We start from the raw sequence: 19,102 nt of genomic DNA, 5'->3' as shown, positions 1-19,102 counted from the left end.
TTTGGTGCATGTTGATTAGCAGTTAAGACAAGTCTGATGTAAAATATATAGTGATAAATTTAACCACAAAAGGAGACATATACAATGACAATTATTTCTGACGTATACGCTCGCGAAGTCCTAGACTCACGCGGTAACCCAACGGTTGAAGTAGAAGTATATTTAGAGTCCGGTGCAATCGGCCGCGCAATCGTACCATCTGGTGCTTCCACTGGTGCGCATGAAGCAGTTGAGCTTCGTGATGAAGACAAAAACCGTTACGTAGGCAAAGGTGTTTTGAAAGCAGTTGAGAACGTAAATGAAAAAATCGCTCCTGAAGTAATTGGTATGGATGCACTTGACCAATTAGGAATCGACAAAGCGATGATCGCTTTGGACGGTACACATAACAAAGGTAAATTGGGTGCTAACGCAATTCTAGCTGTATCTATGGCTGTAGCTCGTGCAGCAGCAGATGCACTTGACTTGCCACTTTATGTTTACCTTGGTGGATTCAACGCTAAACAATTGCCAGTACCTATGATGAACATCGTTAATGGTGGCGCTCACGCTGACAACAACGTTGACGTTCAAGAGTTCATGGTATTGCCTGTAGGCGCTCCTTCCTTCAAAGAAGCACTTCGTATGGGAGCTGAAATCTTCCACAGCTTGAAGTCTGTACTTAAAGGTAAAGGCTTAAACACTGCTGTAGGTGACGAAGGTGGATTTGCACCTAACTTTACTTCTAATGAAGATGCATTGTCTTCCATCATGGAAGCAATCGAAAAAGCAGGCTACAAACCAGGTGAAGACGTATTGCTTGGTATGGACGTAGCTTCTACTGAATTCTTCAAAGATGGTAAATACCACCTTGAAGGCGAAGGAAAATCCTTCACTCCAGCTGAATTCGTTGACTTGCTTGCTTCTTGGGTTGATAAATACCCAATCATCACAATCGAAGATGGTTGCTCTGAAGACGATTGGGAAGGTTGGAAATTGCTTACTGAAAAATTGGGTAACAAAATTCAACTCGTTGGTGACGACTTGTTCGTTACAAACACTGAGCGTCTAGCTAAAGGTATCAAAGATGGTATCGGTAACTCTATCTTGATCAAAGTTAACCAAATCGGTACATTGACTGAAACTTTCGATGCAATCGAAATGGCTAAACGTGCTGGTTACACAGCAGTAGTATCTCACCGTTCTGGTGAATCCGAAGACAGCACAATTGCTGACATCGCTGTAGCAACTAACGCTGGTCAAATCAAAACTGGTGCGCCTTCCCGTACTGACCGTATTGCGAAGTACAACCAATTGCTTCGTATCGAAGATCAATTGGGTGAATTGGCTCAATACCACGGCTTGAAATCTTTCTACAACTTGAGCAAATAATAATTGCTTATAGTATAAGAGGAATTGTCCATAACTCGTCTGCAGGCGAGTTAGGACAATTCCTCTTTTTTTATTCATAATATCATTTAAGACTAGGAGCAATATTACTTGCACTTGCAAACCATACTATAACTCAATTTATTGAGAAACGATCGAATGTACTGCTTTTTTCCAGCCATCATAATTATCTTCCCGCATTGTCTCTGGCATCGTGGGCTGAAACAACTCATATAGGTTCTGATCATGGGGTAGATGATCAAAATCGCTCCAGAAACCAACAGCAACACCACCAAGGTAAACAGAACCTAATGCAGACAATTCAGGACAGGTAGAGCGTATAACGGTTTGTCCCAAAATATCAGCCTGAAATTGCATGAGCCAACGGTTAGCAGAAGCCCCTCCGTCTGTACGTAGGCTTGTGAAGGAGACGCTGGATTGCTCCTGCATGAAATCTACAGCATCACGAATTTGATAAGTGGTGCTTTCCAGTGCCGCACGAATTATGTGTGCTTTTGTACTTCCGCGATTCATGCCAACAATAGCCGCACGGGCACAAGGATCCCAATAAGGGACGCCTAAGCCTACAAATGCTGGAACAAGATACACACCCTCATTGGAAGGTAGGCTATCCACTAATTGCTGCATTTCTTCAAAGGTAGTAAATAAGCCTAAATTATCGCGCGTCCATTTAATACTATCCCCTGAGGATCGAATGACCGCCTCCAAAGCATAGGTAACTTTACCGTCAGCACCCCAAGCGATTGTGGTCACAAGTCCTTCTCCACCATCAACAGGTTGCTCCCCTACATTCATTAGAAGTGAAGTACCTGTTCCGTAAGTGGCTTTGGCTGTTCCTGGTTCAAAGCATAAATGTCCAAACAAGGCGCCCTGTGAATCCCCGATTAATCCTGTAATTGGAATTGGAATTGGAATTGGAGTATTTGCGGTAGAATTGTGATTAGAAATAGGATCAAAAATAGTCTTATCATTTATATATCCAACAATGGAGTCAGAGTGCTCTACCTTTGGCAATATAGAGAGTGGTACCCCAAATAATGTGCTAAGTTCCTCATCCCATTGCAAGGTATGGATATTAAAAAGGGAAGTTCGGCTAGCGTTAGAGTAGTCTGTGACATGAGAGGTACCCCTTGTTAGCTTCCAAAGTAGCCAACTATCCATCGTACCTGCGAGTAGACGATTTTGATCTACTAACTGAGGTGCGCCATCTACATGTTTAAGCATCCAACTAAATTTCGTTGCTGAAAAATAAGGGTCAATTAATAACCCTGTTTTAGCTTTAACGACACCTTCAAAACCGTTTTCCTGTAGCTGCTTACAAGCCTCAGCAGTTCGTTGGCATTGCCACACAATTGCATTATGAATAGGTAAACCAGTTTCCTTATCCCACATGACCGCTGTTTCACGCTGATTTGTTATTGTCACAGCAGCCAGATCATCAGGGCTAACAGCAGCCTTTTTCATAACATCCTGCATACAGTGTTTAACATTTTCATAGATTTCAAGGGGATCATGCTCTACCCAACCAGGTCTAGGATAAATTTGACTGTGCTCTTTAGCGGAGCGAGCGATCACCTCGCCTTGTTGATTTACCAATAATGTTTTAGTGCCTGAGGTGCTTTGATCGATGGATAATATATATTTTTGATTGCGTGTCATTGAACTCACCCTTATCTACCTATCAAATCAAGCGCAATTTGTTTGATGTTTTCCTTCGTAATGCCATAATGCTGAAATACTTCGCTCGTTTTCCCTGCAATTGCAGGTTCATCTGGAATACCAAGCACCTTCATTGGAACTGGTTGGTGTTGCACGACAACCTCAGCTACAGCAGCACCTAGACCACCATAAATGCTATGTTCTTCCACAGTTATGATTGCACCTGTTTCGTTAGCTGCTGCAATAATCGCAGCTTCATCCAGTGGTTTAATGGTATGCATATTTAGCACTCTTGCCTTGATTCCCTCTGCATCTAACATTTCAGCAGCGTCCACAGCGATCCGTACCGTTTCACCTGTAGCGATAATCGTAATGTCGTTGCCTTCCTTCAAAGCTACAGCTTTCCCGATTTCAAATGGGTAATCATCAGATTCATATACATCCTCAACTGCGTTACGTCCAATACGGACATATACGCCACCGTCATAATTAACTAGCGCTTCGGTTAATTTTTTTGTCTCATGCCGATCTGCGGGAAGCACGATGGCTAAACCCGGAATGGCACGAGCCACAGCGATATCCTGCAAGGAATGGTGAGACATACCAAGTGCGCCATAACTTACACCACCACTAATACCAATGAGCTTTACATTTGTACGAGAATAGGCGACATCAACCTTGATTTGCTCAATACTTCGCATACTTAGGAAGCAAGCAGGTGAGGTAACAAATGTCTTTTTACCACTATGCGCTAGACCTGCTGCCATGCCTACAATATTTTGTTCAGCAATGCCAACCTCGACGAATTGCTGGGGAAAGGTGCTTGCAAATGGAGCCATTGCAGCTGAACCACGAGAATCACTTGCTAACACGGTAATATCTTGATCGGACTTTGCTAATTCCATGAGTGTTTCACAAATAACTTGACGGTTTGGGATTTTATTCATCTTATTATTCGAGGTATTTATCGAATTCGTTGTATTAGTCATGATCGTTACACCTGACCTTTCGCAGTTAATTCATCGATGTAGCTTTGTAGCTCAGCATGTGCGAGTGCAAGCTCTTCATCATTTGGCACGTAATGGTGCCATGCAGGCACATTTTCTGCAAAGGAGACGCCTTTGCCTTTCACCGTATTTGCCATAATTAAGGTTGGTTTGCCTTGTACCTCAGGAACAGCGCGGAAGGCTTGAAGTAATTGCTCCATATCGTTTCCATCGATAGATACAACGTTCCAGCCAAATGCGGTCCATTTATCCTCTAATGGTTCAAGCCCCATGACTTCCTCTGTACTTCCACTGATTTGCAATCGATTACGGTCAATGATGCCCACCAAGTTATCTAGCTTGTAATGTGCACCAGCCATCGCTGCTTCCCAGTTAGAGCCTTCGGCTTGCTCGCCATCGCCCATGAGGCAAAATACTCGATAGGAGGCGCCATCTCGTTTCGCGGCAAGTGCCATCCCTACGGAGATCGGTAAGCCATGCCCAAGTGCACCTGTATTCATTTCAATCCCAGGTACTTTATTATTGGGATGTCCGATGAGTCGTGTGCCAAATTGACTGAAGGTAAGCAATTCTTCTTTTGGGAAAAAGCCAAGATCAGCAAGTATGCACCAGAGCGATTCAACAGAATGTCCTTTACTAGCGATAAATCGATCGCGATTGTTCATATCTGGTTGAGCAGGATCAATATTCATAATTTCATAATAAAGTGCAGTCAAAATATCTGTATTGCTTAATGAACCTCCAGTGTGTCCTGTTTTGGCTCGATGAATGATTGTGAGTAGGTCTTTGCGAATTTGTGCTGCCTTTATTTTTAGTTGGAGTGTATCCATTACAAGTGCCCTCCCATAGGTAGAAGTGAAAGTAAAGTTTGCAGTGATTTGTTTAAGCCGCTTAAATCAGCTAAGACTCTTAAGTCACTTTAGCGGTTTAAGCCGATTTTAAATGACTTACTTTGAATGAGTTTTAGTCTGAGGCTTGGAAACGAGGTCAGAACCACGTAACCAGCGCTCAATTTCTTGTACAGTTGGATCTACGGGATCAGGAGTTAAGCCAGGGATATAGTTACAAGCTTCATAAATAGCTGGAGTGACATTGGCATGAATTCCAACAGCATGGTGGACATATGGTCCTTTAACTAGCTTTTCCTCCCATAATGGCCAATCGTTAACTTCAACCCATACATAGGAGCCACGAGTATAAGGGCCTTGAATCCCATGGGCTTTACCTAAGAAAATAGAATATTCTCCATTGTCCCCATCAAAGCGGGCAAGCGTCATGCCACCACCACGAATTTCGCCTTCGTGTGTACCAGGGGCATGGTCATCAAACAAGAAGTGCTTGCGTAGCTTAGGTTTATCTTCAACAGATAGAGAAACTGGGAAGTTCCCACAGTGGAACAAGAGCTCACCGTTATCATTTTCAGGATGACGCACGGTAATATCTGCAAAAAAGGTAGGTGTGGTGTGCATTGCAGCAGCTTGAACCATGATTGAAGTAATTGCACCGTGAATGTCAGTTTCGCATGTTACTGGAATTTGCTCATCAGTAAGGATGGCGTTGGCTAAGCATGGCATGATGCCCATGGAATCCTGTAGAGAAGACCAGCATTGAATGGCAATCGCACTACTGCCTGTTTCTTGCGCATAGGATTTCATTGCAACCTTAAGTGCAGCAATCCGGGTAATATCTTCTTCAGTAACCTCGCTGTAGTCGAGGGTTGCTTTAATGTAATCTATCGTTGCTTGTAGCTCGCTACTATTGCTAGATGCTATTTTTTTACTGCGTAGCTGAATATCTACAAGGGTAATCGGGTGAATTTCGATTCCGAACCTTTCTAGTAATTCACCTTCATTACAAATCATCGTCCAAAAGGAAGCGGGACGGGGTCCGATTTGCAAAATACGTAAGTTTTTAAAATGGCGAACAACATTAGCGGCGGCAATAAAATTGGTGAAGCCACGTTCGAATACAGGATCAGTAACCCAACTGTTTGTAATGTAGGTAAAAGGAACATTAAAACGACGTAATACTTTACCTGTTGCGAAAATACCACATTGGGTATCACGTAAACGCATACCATCCTCTAAAGGGGCTTCATCACGAGGTCCCCATAGTAATACGGGTTTACCTAACGCTTTACCAACACGTGCAACGGTGTCCTCCGTCCCAAAGTTACAGTGAGGGAAAAATACAGCATCTACTTCTTCCTCCTTAAATCGCTTAATGATTAAATCCGCATTGACGTGATCATCGTAAAGTAGACCCTCCGCATTAAGTCCTTCCAAATCAACAATATCGATATCTAGTCCAAAGCTCTCAATTTGCTGGCGAATTTGTACCTTATACTTAAAGGCATCTTCTGCACTGAAAGTAAAGCGGCGAGTAGGGGCATAACCCAATTTTAATTTTTTCATAGGTGGCAACTCCTTTTAGGAAATAAACTAAACTTTAATAAATAACGACTAAATTAATGGTGAAATTAAACTAAATTATATATTATAACGTCATGTTAACACCGTGAGAAAGCGCAGTCAATCATTTGTTTAGTTAAATTTATATTAAATATAGTTAAAGTTTATGATATTCTATATGTATAATTAGTTTAGTTTAGAATGCTTAGTAGGGTTTTGAATTTAGTTAAGTGGGATAAGTGATTGTGGTTTTAATTACAATTAAGTTGAAGAAGCAGTATTTACAGGGCTATTTTTCCATTCTGAATTAGGGATTAAAGGAAGGACATATTATTTTGTTGTCTAAATTTTAATTTAGTTTAGTTTATGTATTTGTTGTACCAAATTTTAAAATGGTATAAACTTCACATCATACTTTAATAAAAATAGTTGTGAGGGCAATAATGATTTTATAGCGCCAGGGGGAGCTCAAATGAATTCACGTATGATAGCAATTTTACAACATCTTTTAGCAGCGGATGGACCTCTTAAAAGTGAGCATCTGGCCAAATTAATCCAAGTAACTTCACGAACAATACGTAGTGACATCAGGGAGCTAGAGGACTTGTTAAATGAGTATGGAGCCTCCATTCAACCTGTTCGCGCAAGAGGATATGAGCTTAAAATTTTAGATCAGGATCGTTTTTGTATATTACAGGACAAATTATCTTTGACTCATACAGCAGGGGATTCAGGTTCACCCGTGTATCGATTCAATTATTTAATTAGAAGATTATTGTTAGCAGAAACATATGTAAAACTTGAGGAATTGGCAGATGAGCTTTATGTAAGCAAATCTACAGTTCAAAATGACTTGAAAGAGGTTAAGCAAACTTTAGCGAAGTATGGCATCGTGATTGATAAACGTCCTAACTATGGCATTAAGCTAAAGGGCGATGAGGTCCATTTACGCTTTTGTATTTCTGAATTTATTATGAATCGTTTGGGGGAAGGCCTAGACCAAGAGCAAAGCGTAGATATTTATCGCGACTTGAAAATAGTTTCCTTTGATGAAATGCAGTTAATTCGTAACATCATCATGGAGCAGATTCAACAGCTGGGTGTAAACTTGTCCGATGCTGCCTTTAACAATTTAGTTAATCATATTGCCATCTCATGTCGACGTATTCGTGAAGGCAATCAAGTCACAATATCTCCAGATGAAAGAAACGAAATTGCTTTAATTGAGGTTATTGAGGCGGCGGAGCAAATTGTGGAGCAAATTGAAAAAGTGCTACATCTATCATTTTCGTTAGATGAAGTAGTTTATATAGCTATGCATTTATCTGGAAACAAGTGGTTTTCTGCGACAAGTAAGATGACTGAACATTACCCAGATGGAGAAGTAGCAGCGGATTACGATAATTATGATAATTATGATTTGGTTAAAGACATTCTTGCTAAAATCGATAAGGATCTGGCGTTGAGAATTAGTAAAGATCAAGAGCTGATTATGGGAATTTGTCTACATTTAAAGCCTGCATTAAATCGGGTGAAATATGGAATGAGTATTCGTAACCCGATGCTAGAGCATGTGAAAAATAACTATCCTTTTGCATTTCAGGCAGGTGTAATTATGGCCAAACTGATTGAGAGTAAGCTTGGTGTGGTATTACCTGAGGCTGAGATGGGTTATTTGGCCATTCATATTGGTGCGGCGATAGAAAGACAACGAATGAACAGTACACCAAAGCGTTGTCTCGTTGTATGCACCTCAGGAATGGGGAGTGCGCGCTTACTTTACTATAAGCTTAGGAGTAAGTTTGGGGAAAGGCTGGAAGTCGTAGGGACAACAGAGTTGTACAAGCTGAGTGCAATCTCTTTAACTAATATTGATTTTGTTGTGAGTACGGTTCCTATTTTGCAACCATTGGCAGTGCCTGTCATTGTAGTCGAAAAGCTTCTTGGCGGCGAAGACATGGATAAAATTAATACCTTACTAAACGATGGCGAAACCTATCAATTTGACTATATTATCGAAAAGCTTGTTTTTCTGAAACAGGACTTCACCACAAAAGAGCAAGTGATTACGTTCCTTGGGAACAAAATGCATGAATGTGGATTAATTCGCTCTTCCGAAGGGTTTATAGGACTAGTATTAGAACGGGAAAATGCGGCGCCAACATCATATGGAAATTTGGTAGCCATCCCACATCCAATTATTCCACAAAGCAATTGTACAGTATGGGTGATTTGTACACTTAATAAGCCAATCGATTGGTCGGGGCGACCGGTTCAATTAGTTTGTCTTCTCAGTATTGACAAGAGTGGAGAAGAACCTAATTCAAACATGTACCAGCATCTTATGGGGCTTGTTGATGATACAGAGGTGGTCCAAAATATTTTGAAATGCAATACGTATCATGAATTTGCCCAAATTATTGTGAAGCATAAGCTTTATTAATAATTAGATTACCTTAAGTATTTATGTTTTCCACTCGTAGCGGAAAAGGATTGTGTGTAGATATCAAATTCGATCAGATACAATGAGCGTAAGACATAAGGAAACAACTTGATTGAGGTGAACGCTATGAATGAATATCAGGAAATAATTATGAAAATTATAACGAATGCAGGCTTCGCTAAAAGTAAAGCGTTGCAGGCGATTGCCTTAGCGCAAAAAGGGAAAATGGATGAGGCAGAAGCGGCTTTAGAGGAATGCAGTCAGGAATTAGTGCAGGCGCATAAATCTCAGACACGTCTTATTCAACAAGAAGCAGCCGGAACGACATATGAAATTACGCTGCTCATGGTACATGCACAGGATCATTTAATGAATGCCATTACAACAAAAGATTTAGCAGGGCACATTATGGATCTATATCACCGAATGAGCACGTATGAAGCAGCCTTGAATCGATAATTAAGCAGAAATTAGATGCACGATGCTTCGCTTTGGATTCAAACGATTACAAACAAATATAATGGGGGGATTTTGAAATGAAACAAATCACTTTAGTATGTGCGGCAGGAATGTCTACAAGTATGCTAGTACAAAAAATGCAGAAGGCAGCTGAAGCTCAAAATGTTGAAGTAGAGATCAGAGCAGTGCCTGAAAGCTCCTTTAAGCAATATGCTGAAAAAACAGATGTGTTGCTGCTTGGACCACAAGTGGGTTATTTAGAAGATAATTTTAAAAGTCAATACGAACCAAAAGGGATTAAGGTCAGCGTAATCGACCGTATTGATTATGGAATGATGAATGGTGAAAAGGTGCTAACTGATGCACTAAAACTATAATCCTATATATTTAGTTATTCAAAAATAATAGGCAAAATGAAAGCGCTATCTAGGAAAATCTAAAGCAGGAGATGAAAACAATGGAAAACAAAAGAAATCTATCCCACAAGCTGCAAAGATATGCGGGCAAGATTCAACAAAATCGTTATATGAGTGCGATATCCAACGGACTTATGTCAACACTTCCTTTTCTGATTATTGGCGCATTTTCAACTCTATTTTCTGCCATTGCTTGGGAGCCTTATCAAAACTTTATTGCTCCGGTAAAAGGAATTATTGGACTAGCATCCACCATGACGACAGGAATTATTGCTTTATATGCTGTGTTTTTTATCGCATACCGACTTGCGCAAGCCTTTGATAAGGACCCGTTGGTTCCTGCGGCAACTGCCTTGCTCTCATTTCTAATTCTTACGCCAGTACAATCCTTTGATAAGGTTCGAGCAATTCCGCTTCAGTGGCTTGGTGCGCAAGGGTTATTTGTAGCCATGATCGTTGGTTTATTGGCATCAAGATTGTATATTTGGATTGTGGATCGTAACTGGACGATTAAAATGCCAGAAGGCGTTCCACCAACCGTTGTTAAAACTTTTTCAGGATTGATTCCAGCCATACTTGTCGCTATTATTTTTGTAGTTACTGCGGGTATTTTCATGCAGACCTCTTTTGGCACTGTACACCAATTTATTTATAACTATTTACAGGTTCCATTAGAAGGATTAGGTGGATCATTAGGCGCGTTAATCATTGCTTTAATCATTATGCAAGGACTTTGGTTGTTTGGGATTCATGGTGCTATCGTAACATTGGCGATTGTTAAGCCGATTTGGATGAGCTTAGACCTTGCTAACCTTGAAGCATTCCAGTCTGGTGCGGAGCTGCCTAATATTATAGGCTTAGCATTCTGGTATATTTATGCGAACTATGCACCAATGTTAGGTTTTGCACTCCTACTTGTCTTTTTAGCTAAGAGTAAACAATTAAAAACAATTGGTAAGCTTGGCTTGCCAGGATCATTTTTTTCAATCCATGAGCCACTTATTTTCGGGATTCCGGTCGTTTTAAATCCACTATTAGTGATCCCATTTATCGCAGCACCTATTGTATGTTGTATACTTGGGTACTTTGCAACAACGATCGGCATATTGCCTGCACCAATCGGAATTTATCCGGCATTTGGTACACCGATATTCGCATTAGGTTTTATTGAGGGCAGTTGGAGACTTGCTGCTGCACAGCTTGTATTGATTCCAATCTGTATGTTGATATACTATCCATTCTTTAAGATGATAGATAAACAAGCGTTGTCTAAAGAAAAAGAAGCGCAAGAAAGCTTAGAAAACGAAAATATTGAGGGTGTGAATGGCGCTGCCGTTACCTCATAAGAGTGAATTGGATTAGCACATTTAAAAAGGTAGGATAAACGGCGTGTTTCACGCCGTTTTTTTATCATAATGAAAGGGTGGATGACGATGATTAAACTGCAAATTTCAGAAAATAAACAGTATTTTGTTAATGAGGGCAAGCCGTTTTTTTACTTAGCGGATACGATATGGAGTGCATTTACAAATATTACACTAGAGGAATGGAGTTATTACTTAGATTATCGTAAAAGCCAAGGCTTTAATGTGCTGCAAATGAATTTACTTAGGCAATGGGATGCCAGTGGTTGTGACTTAGATTATGAGCCATTCCATTTAGGTGAAGATGGGACTTATGATTTTTATTCCTTAAATGAATCGTACTTCTCAAGAGCGGAGCAAATGGTGAAAATGGCAGTAGATAAAGGTTTCGTGCCTGCACTTGTATTACTATGGTGCAATTATATTCCTGATACTTGGGCTTCTAAAATTCGTGAGGACAAAAAGATGCCACTAGATGCAGTGGAGCCTTATGTGAATGCTGTTGCTGATCGATTTTCTAAATACTATCCAATTTACATGGTGAGTGGTGACACAGACTTTCCTTCACAAAGGGCAAATCAATATTATGAAACGGCTCTTCACGTTATAAAGGAATGTAGCCCTGATTGTTTGACGACATTGCATATTCAAGGACGACTAGCAGAGTTACCTGAATCGTTTATCAATGATCCTGATTTAGACTTTTATATGTACCAATCGGGACATAATATACAGTTCCAATCTACGGCGCATACGCTAGCAAAGCATTTTAGTAGCCAGCCTGTTACCCGTCCGGTTCTTAACTCCGAGCCTTGTTATGAAATGATGGGTTATAGTCGTCAGCTATATGGTCGCTTCAGTCGTGCTGATGTACGGAGGGTGGCATGGCAAAGCGTCTTATCTGGGGCTGTCGCAGGTATCACATATGGAGCGCATGGAATTTGGAGCTGGCATAAGAAAGGCGAGCGGTTTGGCGTTACTGGTGAAGGTTTTGATAGTCCCTATGATTGGCAAACAGCGCTTAAATTTGAGGGTGCATGGGATTATGGCTTTATGAAGTGGGTATTCCAGATGTATGGATTAACAAATTTAAAAACATGGGACATTGTCCTTAAAAATACGGATGAAATTTGTGCCGCTACGACAGAGGATTTATCTAAAGTTTTAATCTATGTTCCTGTTAATACGGTATTGAAGCTAAACGCAGATCTCAGTGGATATGAATTTACCCTTATTGAGCTGGAGCAACGAAAAGTTGCAGAGGTAACAGCTACAGTAGAGAACGATGTGACAATAATCGGAATGCACAATTTTACATGTGATGTGTTACTGATTGGTAACAAAATAGATGAGGTGATATAAATGGGGCTTAATCCTAATTTTTTGTGGGGTGGGGCAACGGCGGCGAACCAAAGTGAAGGTGGTTATAATTTAGGTAATAGAGGTTTGTCCAATGTTGATTTGTTACCAATGGGGAAAATTCGCGAAGAGGTGATGGCTGGTAAAGTAAAAATGCTAGAATTTGACCCTAACTGCTACTATCCGGCTAAACAAGGGATTGATATGTATCATCACTATATGGAGGATATTAAGTTATTTGCTGAAATGGGTTTTAAAACTTACCGTATGTCCATTGCTTGGACAAGGATTTTCCCTAATGGCGATGAAGAATCACCAAATGAAGAAGGGCTTGTATTTTATGAAAATATATTTTTACAACTTCGTAAGTACAATATTGAGCCATTAGTCACGTTGGCGCATTTTGATGTTCCTGTTGAGCTAATTAAAAAATATGGCTCGTGGCGGAATCGTAAAATGGTGGATTTGTTCGAAAATTATTGCCGTACTGTTTTTAGCCGTTATAAAGGACTCGTCAATTATTGGTTAACCTTTAATGAAATCAATATGATTTTACATGCCCCATTTCTAGGAGCAGGCTTGTATTTTGAAAGTGGTGAGCATGAGCAACAAGTGAAGTATCAAGCGGTACATCATCAATTAATCGCCAGTGCTGGAGCTACAAAAATTGCCCATGAGATTGATCCAGAAAATAAGGTGGGGTGTATGCTAGCAGGTGGCAATTATTATCCTTATTCTTGTCGACCTGAGGACTATGCCAAAGCGATAGAAAAAGACAGAGAAAGTTTTTTGTTTATTGATGTACAAGCTAGGGGAGCGTATCCAAATTACGCATTAAAAAAATTCCAGCGAGAAAATATTCATATCGTGATGGAGCAAGGGGATCTTGCACTTTTAAAAAGTCATACGGTTGATTTTGTTTCGTTTTCTTATTATTCCTCAAGGGTTGTTACTACAGATGATTCTGTTACTCATGAAACGGCAGGCAATATTTTTAAATCAATTAAAAATCCTTATCTAAAATCATCAGAGTGGGGATGGCAAATCGATCCTTTAGGTTTAAGATCGGCGTTAAATGTGTTGTACGATCGCTATCAGAAGCCGCTGTTTATTGTAGAAAATGGACTGGGTGCGGTAGATCAACCTGATGAGAATGGCAATATTGATGATGATTATCGTATTGAATATTTACGTGAGCACATCAAAGCGTTCAAGTTAGCAGTCGAAGAAGATGGTGTCGATTTACTGGGGTATACAACGTGGGGCTGCATTGATTTAGTAAGTGCAACTAAAGGTGAGATGAGTAAACGTTATGGGTTTATTTATGTGGATTGTGATAATGAGGGGAATGGAACCAAGAAGCGTAGCAAGAAAAAATCGTTTTATTGGTATCAAAAGGTGATCGAAAGTAATGGAGAAGATTTGGAATAGCTTATTAGGAAAGTATAGGGCAAAGATAAATATGATTACGATCAATTAAATAGGTATGAACTGCGGTCGCTTCTGTAATTGCAACTGGGGCGGTCGCACTTTTTATATATGAGTACATTTTAGTTTAGTTTACTCAATTTCATATAAACTTTCCAATGAACAATGTTATAATTCAGTAGTGAGCATTTTGGATAAAAGAGAATTAAGTTATGCAAAATGCTGAGTACTTTGAATCAGGAGTGGTATTTGTGAAAATAGATGATATTGCCAGACTTGCCGGCGTCTCTAAATCGGCAGTTTCCTTGGCGTTAAACAATAAAGCTGGTGTAAGTGAAGCGACCAGACAACATATTTTAGAAATATCACGACAAAATGGATATATTCCACGCACGTTTAAAAGTAATAAAATAGCACCCAAAAACAATACTTTAATTCGATTTATCGCTTGTAAAAATGTAGATATCGTAACGGAGCACTACGAGTCACAGCCCTTTTTTAACGAATTAATTCACCATTTAATGTCCTATGCTGGAGAACAAGGCCATACACTTGTTATTTCTTCGGTGTCAATTCAAAACCTGAACAAGGAGATTGAATTACTCGAAAGTGAGCAGTCCTCTGCAGGAATATTGCTGTTAGGGACAAATTTAAGTGCAGAGTTGATTAACTCTGTGTTGTCTGTCCACAAAAATGTCGTAGTCATGGATACTTGCTTAGAGCAGGTGGATGCTAGTATTGTGGGGATTAATAACTACCTAGGAGGTTATCAGGCGGGGAAATTCCTCTTAGCTCAGGGCTATAAATCGATAGGGTACGTCCAGTCTGATGTGAGAATTGTGAACTTTATTAAGCGGAAGGCAGGTTTTATGGAGGCTCTAGCTGAAAGCGGACTACAATTAGAGGATAAGCTCACCTATTTTATGAATCCGATGTCTGTCGTCTCACAGCCTTCTTTTAAAGCAGAAATTGAGGGAATTAAGGCTAACGCTAAGGAATTACCTGAGGCTATTTTTTGTGAAAATGATTATATGGCGATCAGTGCAATTAAAACGTTTCAAGAGTTAGGTATTAAGGTGCCCGAAGATGTTGCTGTAATGGGCTTTGATAACATTTTTGAAGCCGAAATTATTAGTCCTGAGCTAACAACGATTCAAGTGAAAAAAGACGTGATGGCTAAAACAGCGATGGATGTCTTGCTCCAAAAAATAAATCCCCTTGATTCTAGCAATCATGCCGATGCTAGTAATGTACAGGTGTATGTAAATACAGACGTTATTGTACGTAAATCCTGCTAGGCTAGAAGCCAACGTTACTGAAAATGTTCACTAATTTTAGTATGGAAGAAATTTAGCAGATTATGTTATAAATACATCAATAATTGGATAACATTAATTTTGCTATTTACTGTATCGTTCAGTAGGAGGATGGAACATGAAGCATTTATTTAAACTGAATGCCACTTGGAATGGTGGGAGAAATAGTGAAGGAACGATTGAGGCGGGTAACTTAAAATCTACAGTATCCATTCCTGTCCCTATGGGGGGACCAGGTGTGGGGACAAATCCAGATGAGATGTTGTTAGGTGCAGCTTCGACTTGTTATTTGATAACGTTGGCCGCGATGCTAGAGCGCGCAGCTATTGTACCTATTTCTCATACCCTTCATTCAGAAGCAACGGTAGATGTAACGAATAACATTTTTACATTTGAGTCGATTGTACACCGTCCTACTATTGTGTTAAAGGAAGGGACACAAACGGCTATCGTGGAGCATGTTCATCGTCTTGCCATACAAGCAGAAGGGGCCTGTATGATTTCTAGAGCTGTTGCAGGTAATGTGCAGGTTAGTGCTGAGCCAGTGATTCGGGTTATGGATGTTTAATGAACATCTATTGTACTTAAATGTCTAACGGTTTTATACAGCCTATAACTAATTATTGTTTTCTCATACAGGCTATGTTAAAATATAAATGCTGTTTATACCAGTCTTTAGGAGGTGGGTTGAATGGAAATCCTATTAAAAATATTGCTTGTGATTTTCTCGATCGGTCTAGTTGCTGCGGTCTTACTACAAGAGGGGAAAAGCGCAGGTCTGTCCGGTGCCATCTCCGGAGGTGCGGAACATCTTTTTGGTAAATCAAAGGCACGTGGTATGGAATTAGTACTACAACGTGTAACTGTAGGACTTGGAGCCGGATTTTTTATCTTATCAATCGTAGTTGCGATTGTAGTTAAATAATGAACGGATTGAACGAAATCAATAAGTAAACATTCAAAGGCGTGTACAATTATGTATGCGTCTTTTTTTTGCTATTTTATTTAACCTTATTTAACGCTCTCCTTTAATATTAATGGCACTTATAAATTGTACTAGTTACACAGTCCTACATAAATGAGAGTTTTATTAGTTTTTTATTAAGGTAAAAAGAACCAATTTATCGAACTGTGATGACTTTTAATCACTTTATTGGACTATATGTTAAATATTGTATTGCTCTCAAAATAAGAATCATATTACTATTTTAGTATATAAAGCCCAGATGCTAGGAAATTAGGGTGTTTAGTTGGTGCTTTTGGACCTTCTGAAAGAATGGGGGAAAATGATGTTTAAAATAGTAGAAAACGAAGAAGAACGATTGATTTTCAATCAGATTTGGACACAAGCTTGGGTTGAAAAGGGGTTTGAGCTTGAGTATTTTGATGAAGTGTTAGATCAATGTCTTATTTTTGATGAGCATCGTAATCCTGTAGCTACAGTTGAAATAAAACCCTATCATCCAAAATATCAAGGAGGTTTGGACGAGATAGCTCCATTCCATAAGCAAGCTTCCATTCAATCTGATCCCAATCATATTGCTGAGGTTGATAAGGTTGCTATTTTACAAGAGAATCGCCGAGGGAAAAATTTGGATCGTTTATTAGCAGCAATTGTGTTATATGCGGAGCAAAATAATATTCATCATTATGTGACTTTGCTAGAACCCATTTTATTCCGTGCATTGAAGGTTTCTTATCATGTTCCAATGTCACGAGTAGGAGAGAAAATTTTTTATAAAGGGGACTACGTTATTCCAGCAATCATTCATGCAGAGCAATTTTATAAAGCTAAGGAAACGTACCCGTGGTTTATGGATGTATGTCATAGTGTTTCAGAGCCCATTACATAACTTGATTACACAATAATTTATAAAATATAAAGTCATAAATTTTAAAGCCATAAGTCAATAAATCAAAAAAGATAAGATAAAAGACAAAGACTGTAAATGGTGATGCGCCCATCATAGTGGGCAATGCACAAAACATAAATAAGTTTTGCATTGCTAACAAAGATGGGCGCATCATAGCTTTTTTTAACTATTCTTTCGAAAGGGTAGAAATCAGTGCGTCTAGATCTTGATATAACTTTACAATTTCCGCGATTTTCCCGTCCTGCGCTTCAATGCTTGCCAAAATTTCTTCGGTAGTACTCATATTGTTTTCAGTACCCTCTGCAATAGATTGAATATGCTCTACGATCGTATTGTATTTTTGTTTAATTTGCGTCATTTGCGCATCTGCTTGGTCGGAGTGTTGACTAATATTTTCAGATTCAGCCGCGACTGTATTTACAAATTCAGTTATTTCCCCGAATTTACTTTCACTTGCAATAATGGCCTCATGTCCTACCGCAACCTCTTCGCTGACACTAACAATACGTCCCATTACATCCTCTAAAATTGAATTGATCTCTTCCGTTGACGCACGAGAATGCTCCGCAAGCTTGCGAATTTCATCGGCGACCACTGTAAAGCCTTTGCCATGCTCACCCGCATGTGCGGCTTCGATCGCTGCATTCATAGCTAAAAGATTAGTTTGCATGGAAATCGTGTAAATAGTTTGTACAATGGTGCTGATTTGTTGGCTTTGCTCATTTAATTGGTCCATTTGATGAACCATAGATGTGATCGTTTGCTTTAAATCCTGAATTTGCTGAGCAAAAGTTTTAATTTGACCCTTTACGCTATGTGTGTTTCCTAGCATCGTATCAGATAACTCATGTAGCCGGACAGAGCTGTTTACAGATTGCTGAATGACATCGTTGACGGTATGTACAGAGGTGTTAATGTCTTGTAAATTATGACTTTGTTGTTCCATGCTTGATGACACTTCACTAAATGCAATAGTTATTTCCTTGGAAATGGTACCTGTAACCGTTACATTATCTCTCAAACCAGCACTTAAATTGGTTAGAACATCAATGGATGATTGGAGCTTTGTTAATACAGCATCACTTTCTTTTTTTGCTTGCTCAGTATCCCGTTGCTTTTCCAAGACTGCCTTTTGTAGTTTCTCACTAAATCTAGCGGCAAAGGCAAGGGCTACTGTCGTAAAACACAAAAATAAGAGTAAGTAGCTTAATGGCTCACGCGTAAACATTTTGTCATGATAAAAAGGAGTGAAGTAAAAATAAACGGTGGTAGCTATCCCTAAAATTCCTGCAAACACAATAGGCTTATAATTTGAATATAACGTCATTAACCCAAGATTTAAATAAACAAGTAGGTACGTTCCGATAATTGGTTCTGGGTCTTGGTATATTAATAGAAATGTTAAAGCGGCTACGATAAGTGGAATGACAAACATGACGTATTTTGTGCCTCGGTTGGCATAGGTCATATAAGTAGCGATAGAACAGCAGATGACAGACACGATGGAAAGAGTCATAAGCATGGAACGATCAACACCAACCATAATATCCGTAACTACCCCTAAAATAGCCATGATCCAAATTATTTTGACAAACAGCTTATTTCGAGTTTGCAGTATTTTCATATTATCCATTAACTTTAACTTCCCCTTCTCTAACAAAAATTTTGATATAACTTTGAACAAAAAATACCATTACAAAATGCACAATATTCTTTATTTCGGCAAATGCTGGTAGGAAATTTAGTAAAAATTAATCATTTTTTTAATAAAATATTTATATTATGATTTGTATTTTTTTCACTATTTTATGGAATTGATCGCTTTTAGGAAAATAAATACAGTTAATGCATGCTTTCGAAACAAATAACTAAGAAAATCAATGAAAAATGTAAAATGTGCCTCTTTACAAAGTAAGGATGTAATGAACAATAATCGTGTATACTAGGATTAACCAAATAAAAATAGGAAAAATTTAG

Annotated in this window: 16 protein-coding genes; 11 read left to right on the top strand and 5 right to left on the bottom strand. The window is 39.2% G+C overall.

Annotated features, from left to right (window positions below):
• Positions 1–84 precede the first annotated feature (84 nt).
• Positions 85–1,371 (top strand): phosphopyruvate hydratase, encoded by a 1,287-nt coding sequence (gene eno, locus ABE099_RS12120; protein WP_210090124.1) that lies wholly within the window; start codon positions 85–87, stop codon positions 1,369–1,371.
• 138 nt (positions 1,372–1,509) lie between these two features.
• Here eno and glpK read toward each other — a convergent pair whose 3' ends face one another.
• The 4 genes from glpK to ABE099_RS12100 all read right to left on the bottom strand — a co-directional run bounded on the left by glpK (position 1,510) and on the right by ABE099_RS12100 (position 6,469).
• Positions 1,510–3,048: a glycerol kinase GlpK gene (gene glpK / locus ABE099_RS12115; protein ID WP_430030973.1), complete on the bottom strand. Its 1,539-nt coding sequence runs from the start codon at positions 3,046–3,048 to the stop codon at positions 1,510–1,512.
• Positions 3,049–3,059: 11 nt separating this feature from the next.
• The gene (locus ABE099_RS12110) at positions 3,060–3,995 is read right to left on the bottom strand and encodes a transketolase family protein (RefSeq protein WP_430031099.1); all 936 of its coding nucleotides are present in this window, start codon (positions 3,993–3,995) and stop codon (positions 3,060–3,062) included.
• A gap of 47 nt (positions 3,996–4,042) precedes the next feature.
• Entirely contained in the window at positions 4,043–4,885 is an 843-nt protein-coding gene (locus tag ABE099_RS12105; RefSeq protein ID WP_430030970.1) for a transketolase, read from the bottom strand.
• Between the two features lie 117 nt (positions 4,886–5,002).
• Positions 5,003–6,469, bottom strand: a complete 1,467-nt coding sequence (locus tag ABE099_RS12100; RefSeq protein ID WP_430030968.1) for an L-fucose/L-arabinose isomerase family protein — start codon at positions 6,467–6,469, stop codon at positions 5,003–5,005.
• A 469-nt stretch (positions 6,470–6,938) separates the two neighbouring features.
• Between ABE099_RS12100 and ABE099_RS12095 the strand changes: the two genes are divergently transcribed.
• The 10 genes from ABE099_RS12095 to ABE099_RS12050 all read left to right on the top strand — a co-directional run bounded on the left by ABE099_RS12095 (position 6,939) and on the right by ABE099_RS12050 (position 17,104).
• Entirely contained in the window at positions 6,939–8,909 is a 1,971-nt protein-coding gene (locus tag ABE099_RS12095) for a BglG family transcription antiterminator (RefSeq protein ID WP_430030966.1), read from the top strand.
• Between the two features lie 126 nt (positions 8,910–9,035).
• Entirely contained in the window at positions 9,036–9,368 is a 333-nt protein-coding gene (locus ABE099_RS12090) for a PTS lactose/cellobiose transporter subunit IIA (protein ID WP_430030964.1), read from the top strand.
• A gap of 77 nt (positions 9,369–9,445) precedes the next feature.
• Positions 9,446–9,745 (top strand): PTS sugar transporter subunit IIB, encoded by a 300-nt coding sequence (locus tag ABE099_RS12085; protein ID WP_430030962.1) that lies wholly within the window; start codon positions 9,446–9,448, stop codon positions 9,743–9,745.
• Positions 9,746–9,825: 80 nt separating this feature from the next.
• On the top strand, positions 9,826–11,130 hold the full coding sequence (locus ABE099_RS12080; protein ID WP_430030959.1) for a PTS sugar transporter subunit IIC: 1,305 nt from the start codon (positions 9,826–9,828) through the stop codon (positions 11,128–11,130).
• Positions 11,131–11,217: 87 nt separating this feature from the next.
• A complete protein-coding gene (locus ABE099_RS12075) occupies positions 11,218–12,510 on the top strand; it encodes a DUF4038 domain-containing protein (protein ID WP_430030957.1) in 1,293 nt (430 codons plus the stop codon).
• Positions 12,511–13,938, top strand: a complete 1,428-nt coding sequence (locus ABE099_RS12070; protein WP_430030955.1) for a 6-phospho-beta-glucosidase — start codon at positions 12,511–12,513, stop codon at positions 13,936–13,938.
• Positions 13,939–14,186: 248 nt separating this feature from the next.
• Positions 14,187–15,233 carry a LacI family DNA-binding transcriptional regulator gene (locus tag ABE099_RS12065; RefSeq protein WP_430030953.1) on the top strand — a complete coding sequence of 349 codons (1,047 nt, stop codon included), beginning with the start codon at positions 14,187–14,189 and terminating at the stop codon, positions 15,231–15,233.
• Positions 15,234–15,369: 136 nt separating this feature from the next.
• Positions 15,370–15,819 (top strand): OsmC family protein, encoded by a 450-nt coding sequence (locus ABE099_RS12060; protein ID WP_430030951.1) that lies wholly within the window; start codon positions 15,370–15,372, stop codon positions 15,817–15,819.
• A 123-nt stretch (positions 15,820–15,942) separates the two neighbouring features.
• Complete coding sequence (secG, locus tag ABE099_RS12055; protein WP_210090114.1) at positions 15,943–16,176, top strand: preprotein translocase subunit SecG; 234 nt, start codon at positions 15,943–15,945, stop codon at positions 16,174–16,176.
• 364 nt (positions 16,177–16,540) lie between these two features.
• Positions 16,541–17,104, top strand: coding sequence for a hypothetical protein (locus tag ABE099_RS12050; protein ID WP_430030948.1), 564 nt, complete (start codon positions 16,541–16,543; stop codon positions 17,102–17,104).
• A gap of 187 nt (positions 17,105–17,291) precedes the next feature.
• On the opposite strand, the gene ABE099_RS12045 is transcribed toward ABE099_RS12050, so the two are convergent.
• Complete coding sequence (locus ABE099_RS12045) at positions 17,292–18,758, bottom strand: methyl-accepting chemotaxis protein (RefSeq protein WP_430030945.1); 1,467 nt, start codon at positions 18,756–18,758, stop codon at positions 17,292–17,294.
• Positions 18,759–19,102: the final 344 nt, after the last annotated feature.

Origin of the sequence: Paenibacillus turicensis (assembly GCF_050461185.1) — a bacterium.
Taxonomy (GTDB): domain Bacteria; phylum Bacillota; class Bacilli; order Paenibacillales; family Paenibacillaceae; genus Fontibacillus; species Fontibacillus turicensis_A.
Note: the sequence above shows the minus strand (reverse complement) of the source record. Positions and strands in the feature narration are given on the sequence as shown.

Bases quoted from the DNA above. Each gene is read 5' to 3' on its own strand.
- eno (WP_210090124.1), top strand. From the start codon at position 85: ATGACAATTATTTCTGACGTATACGCTCGCGAAGTCCTAGACTCACGC.
- glpK (WP_430030973.1), bottom strand. From the start codon at position 3,048: ATGACACGCAATCAAAAATATATATTATCCATCGATCAAAGCACCTCA.
- ABE099_RS12110 (WP_430031099.1), bottom strand. From the start codon at position 3,995: ATGAATAAAATCCCAAACCGTCAAGTTATTTGTGAAACACTCATGGAA.
- ABE099_RS12105 (WP_430030970.1), bottom strand. From the start codon at position 4,885: ATGGATACACTCCAACTAAAAATAAAGGCAGCACAAATTCGCAAAGAC.
- ABE099_RS12100 (WP_430030968.1), bottom strand. From the start codon at position 6,469: ATGAAAAAATTAAAATTGGGTTATGCCCCTACTCGCCGCTTTACTTTC.
- ABE099_RS12095 (WP_430030966.1), top strand. From the start codon at position 6,939: ATGAATTCACGTATGATAGCAATTTTACAACATCTTTTAGCAGCGGAT.
- ABE099_RS12090 (WP_430030964.1), top strand. From the start codon at position 9,036: ATGAATGAATATCAGGAAATAATTATGAAAATTATAACGAATGCAGGC.
- ABE099_RS12085 (WP_430030962.1), top strand. From the start codon at position 9,446: ATGAAACAAATCACTTTAGTATGTGCGGCAGGAATGTCTACAAGTATG.
- ABE099_RS12080 (WP_430030959.1), top strand. From the start codon at position 9,826: ATGGAAAACAAAAGAAATCTATCCCACAAGCTGCAAAGATATGCGGGC.
- ABE099_RS12075 (WP_430030957.1), top strand. From the start codon at position 11,218: ATGATTAAACTGCAAATTTCAGAAAATAAACAGTATTTTGTTAATGAG.
- ABE099_RS12070 (WP_430030955.1), top strand. From the start codon at position 12,511: ATGGGGCTTAATCCTAATTTTTTGTGGGGTGGGGCAACGGCGGCGAAC.
- ABE099_RS12060 (WP_430030951.1), top strand. From the start codon at position 15,370: ATGAAGCATTTATTTAAACTGAATGCCACTTGGAATGGTGGGAGAAAT.
- secG (WP_210090114.1), top strand. From the start codon at position 15,943: ATGGAAATCCTATTAAAAATATTGCTTGTGATTTTCTCGATCGGTCTA.
- ABE099_RS12050 (WP_430030948.1), top strand. From the start codon at position 16,541: ATGTTTAAAATAGTAGAAAACGAAGAAGAACGATTGATTTTCAATCAG.
- ABE099_RS12045 (WP_430030945.1), bottom strand. From the start codon at position 18,758: ATGGATAATATGAAAATACTGCAAACTCGAAATAAGCTGTTTGTCAAA.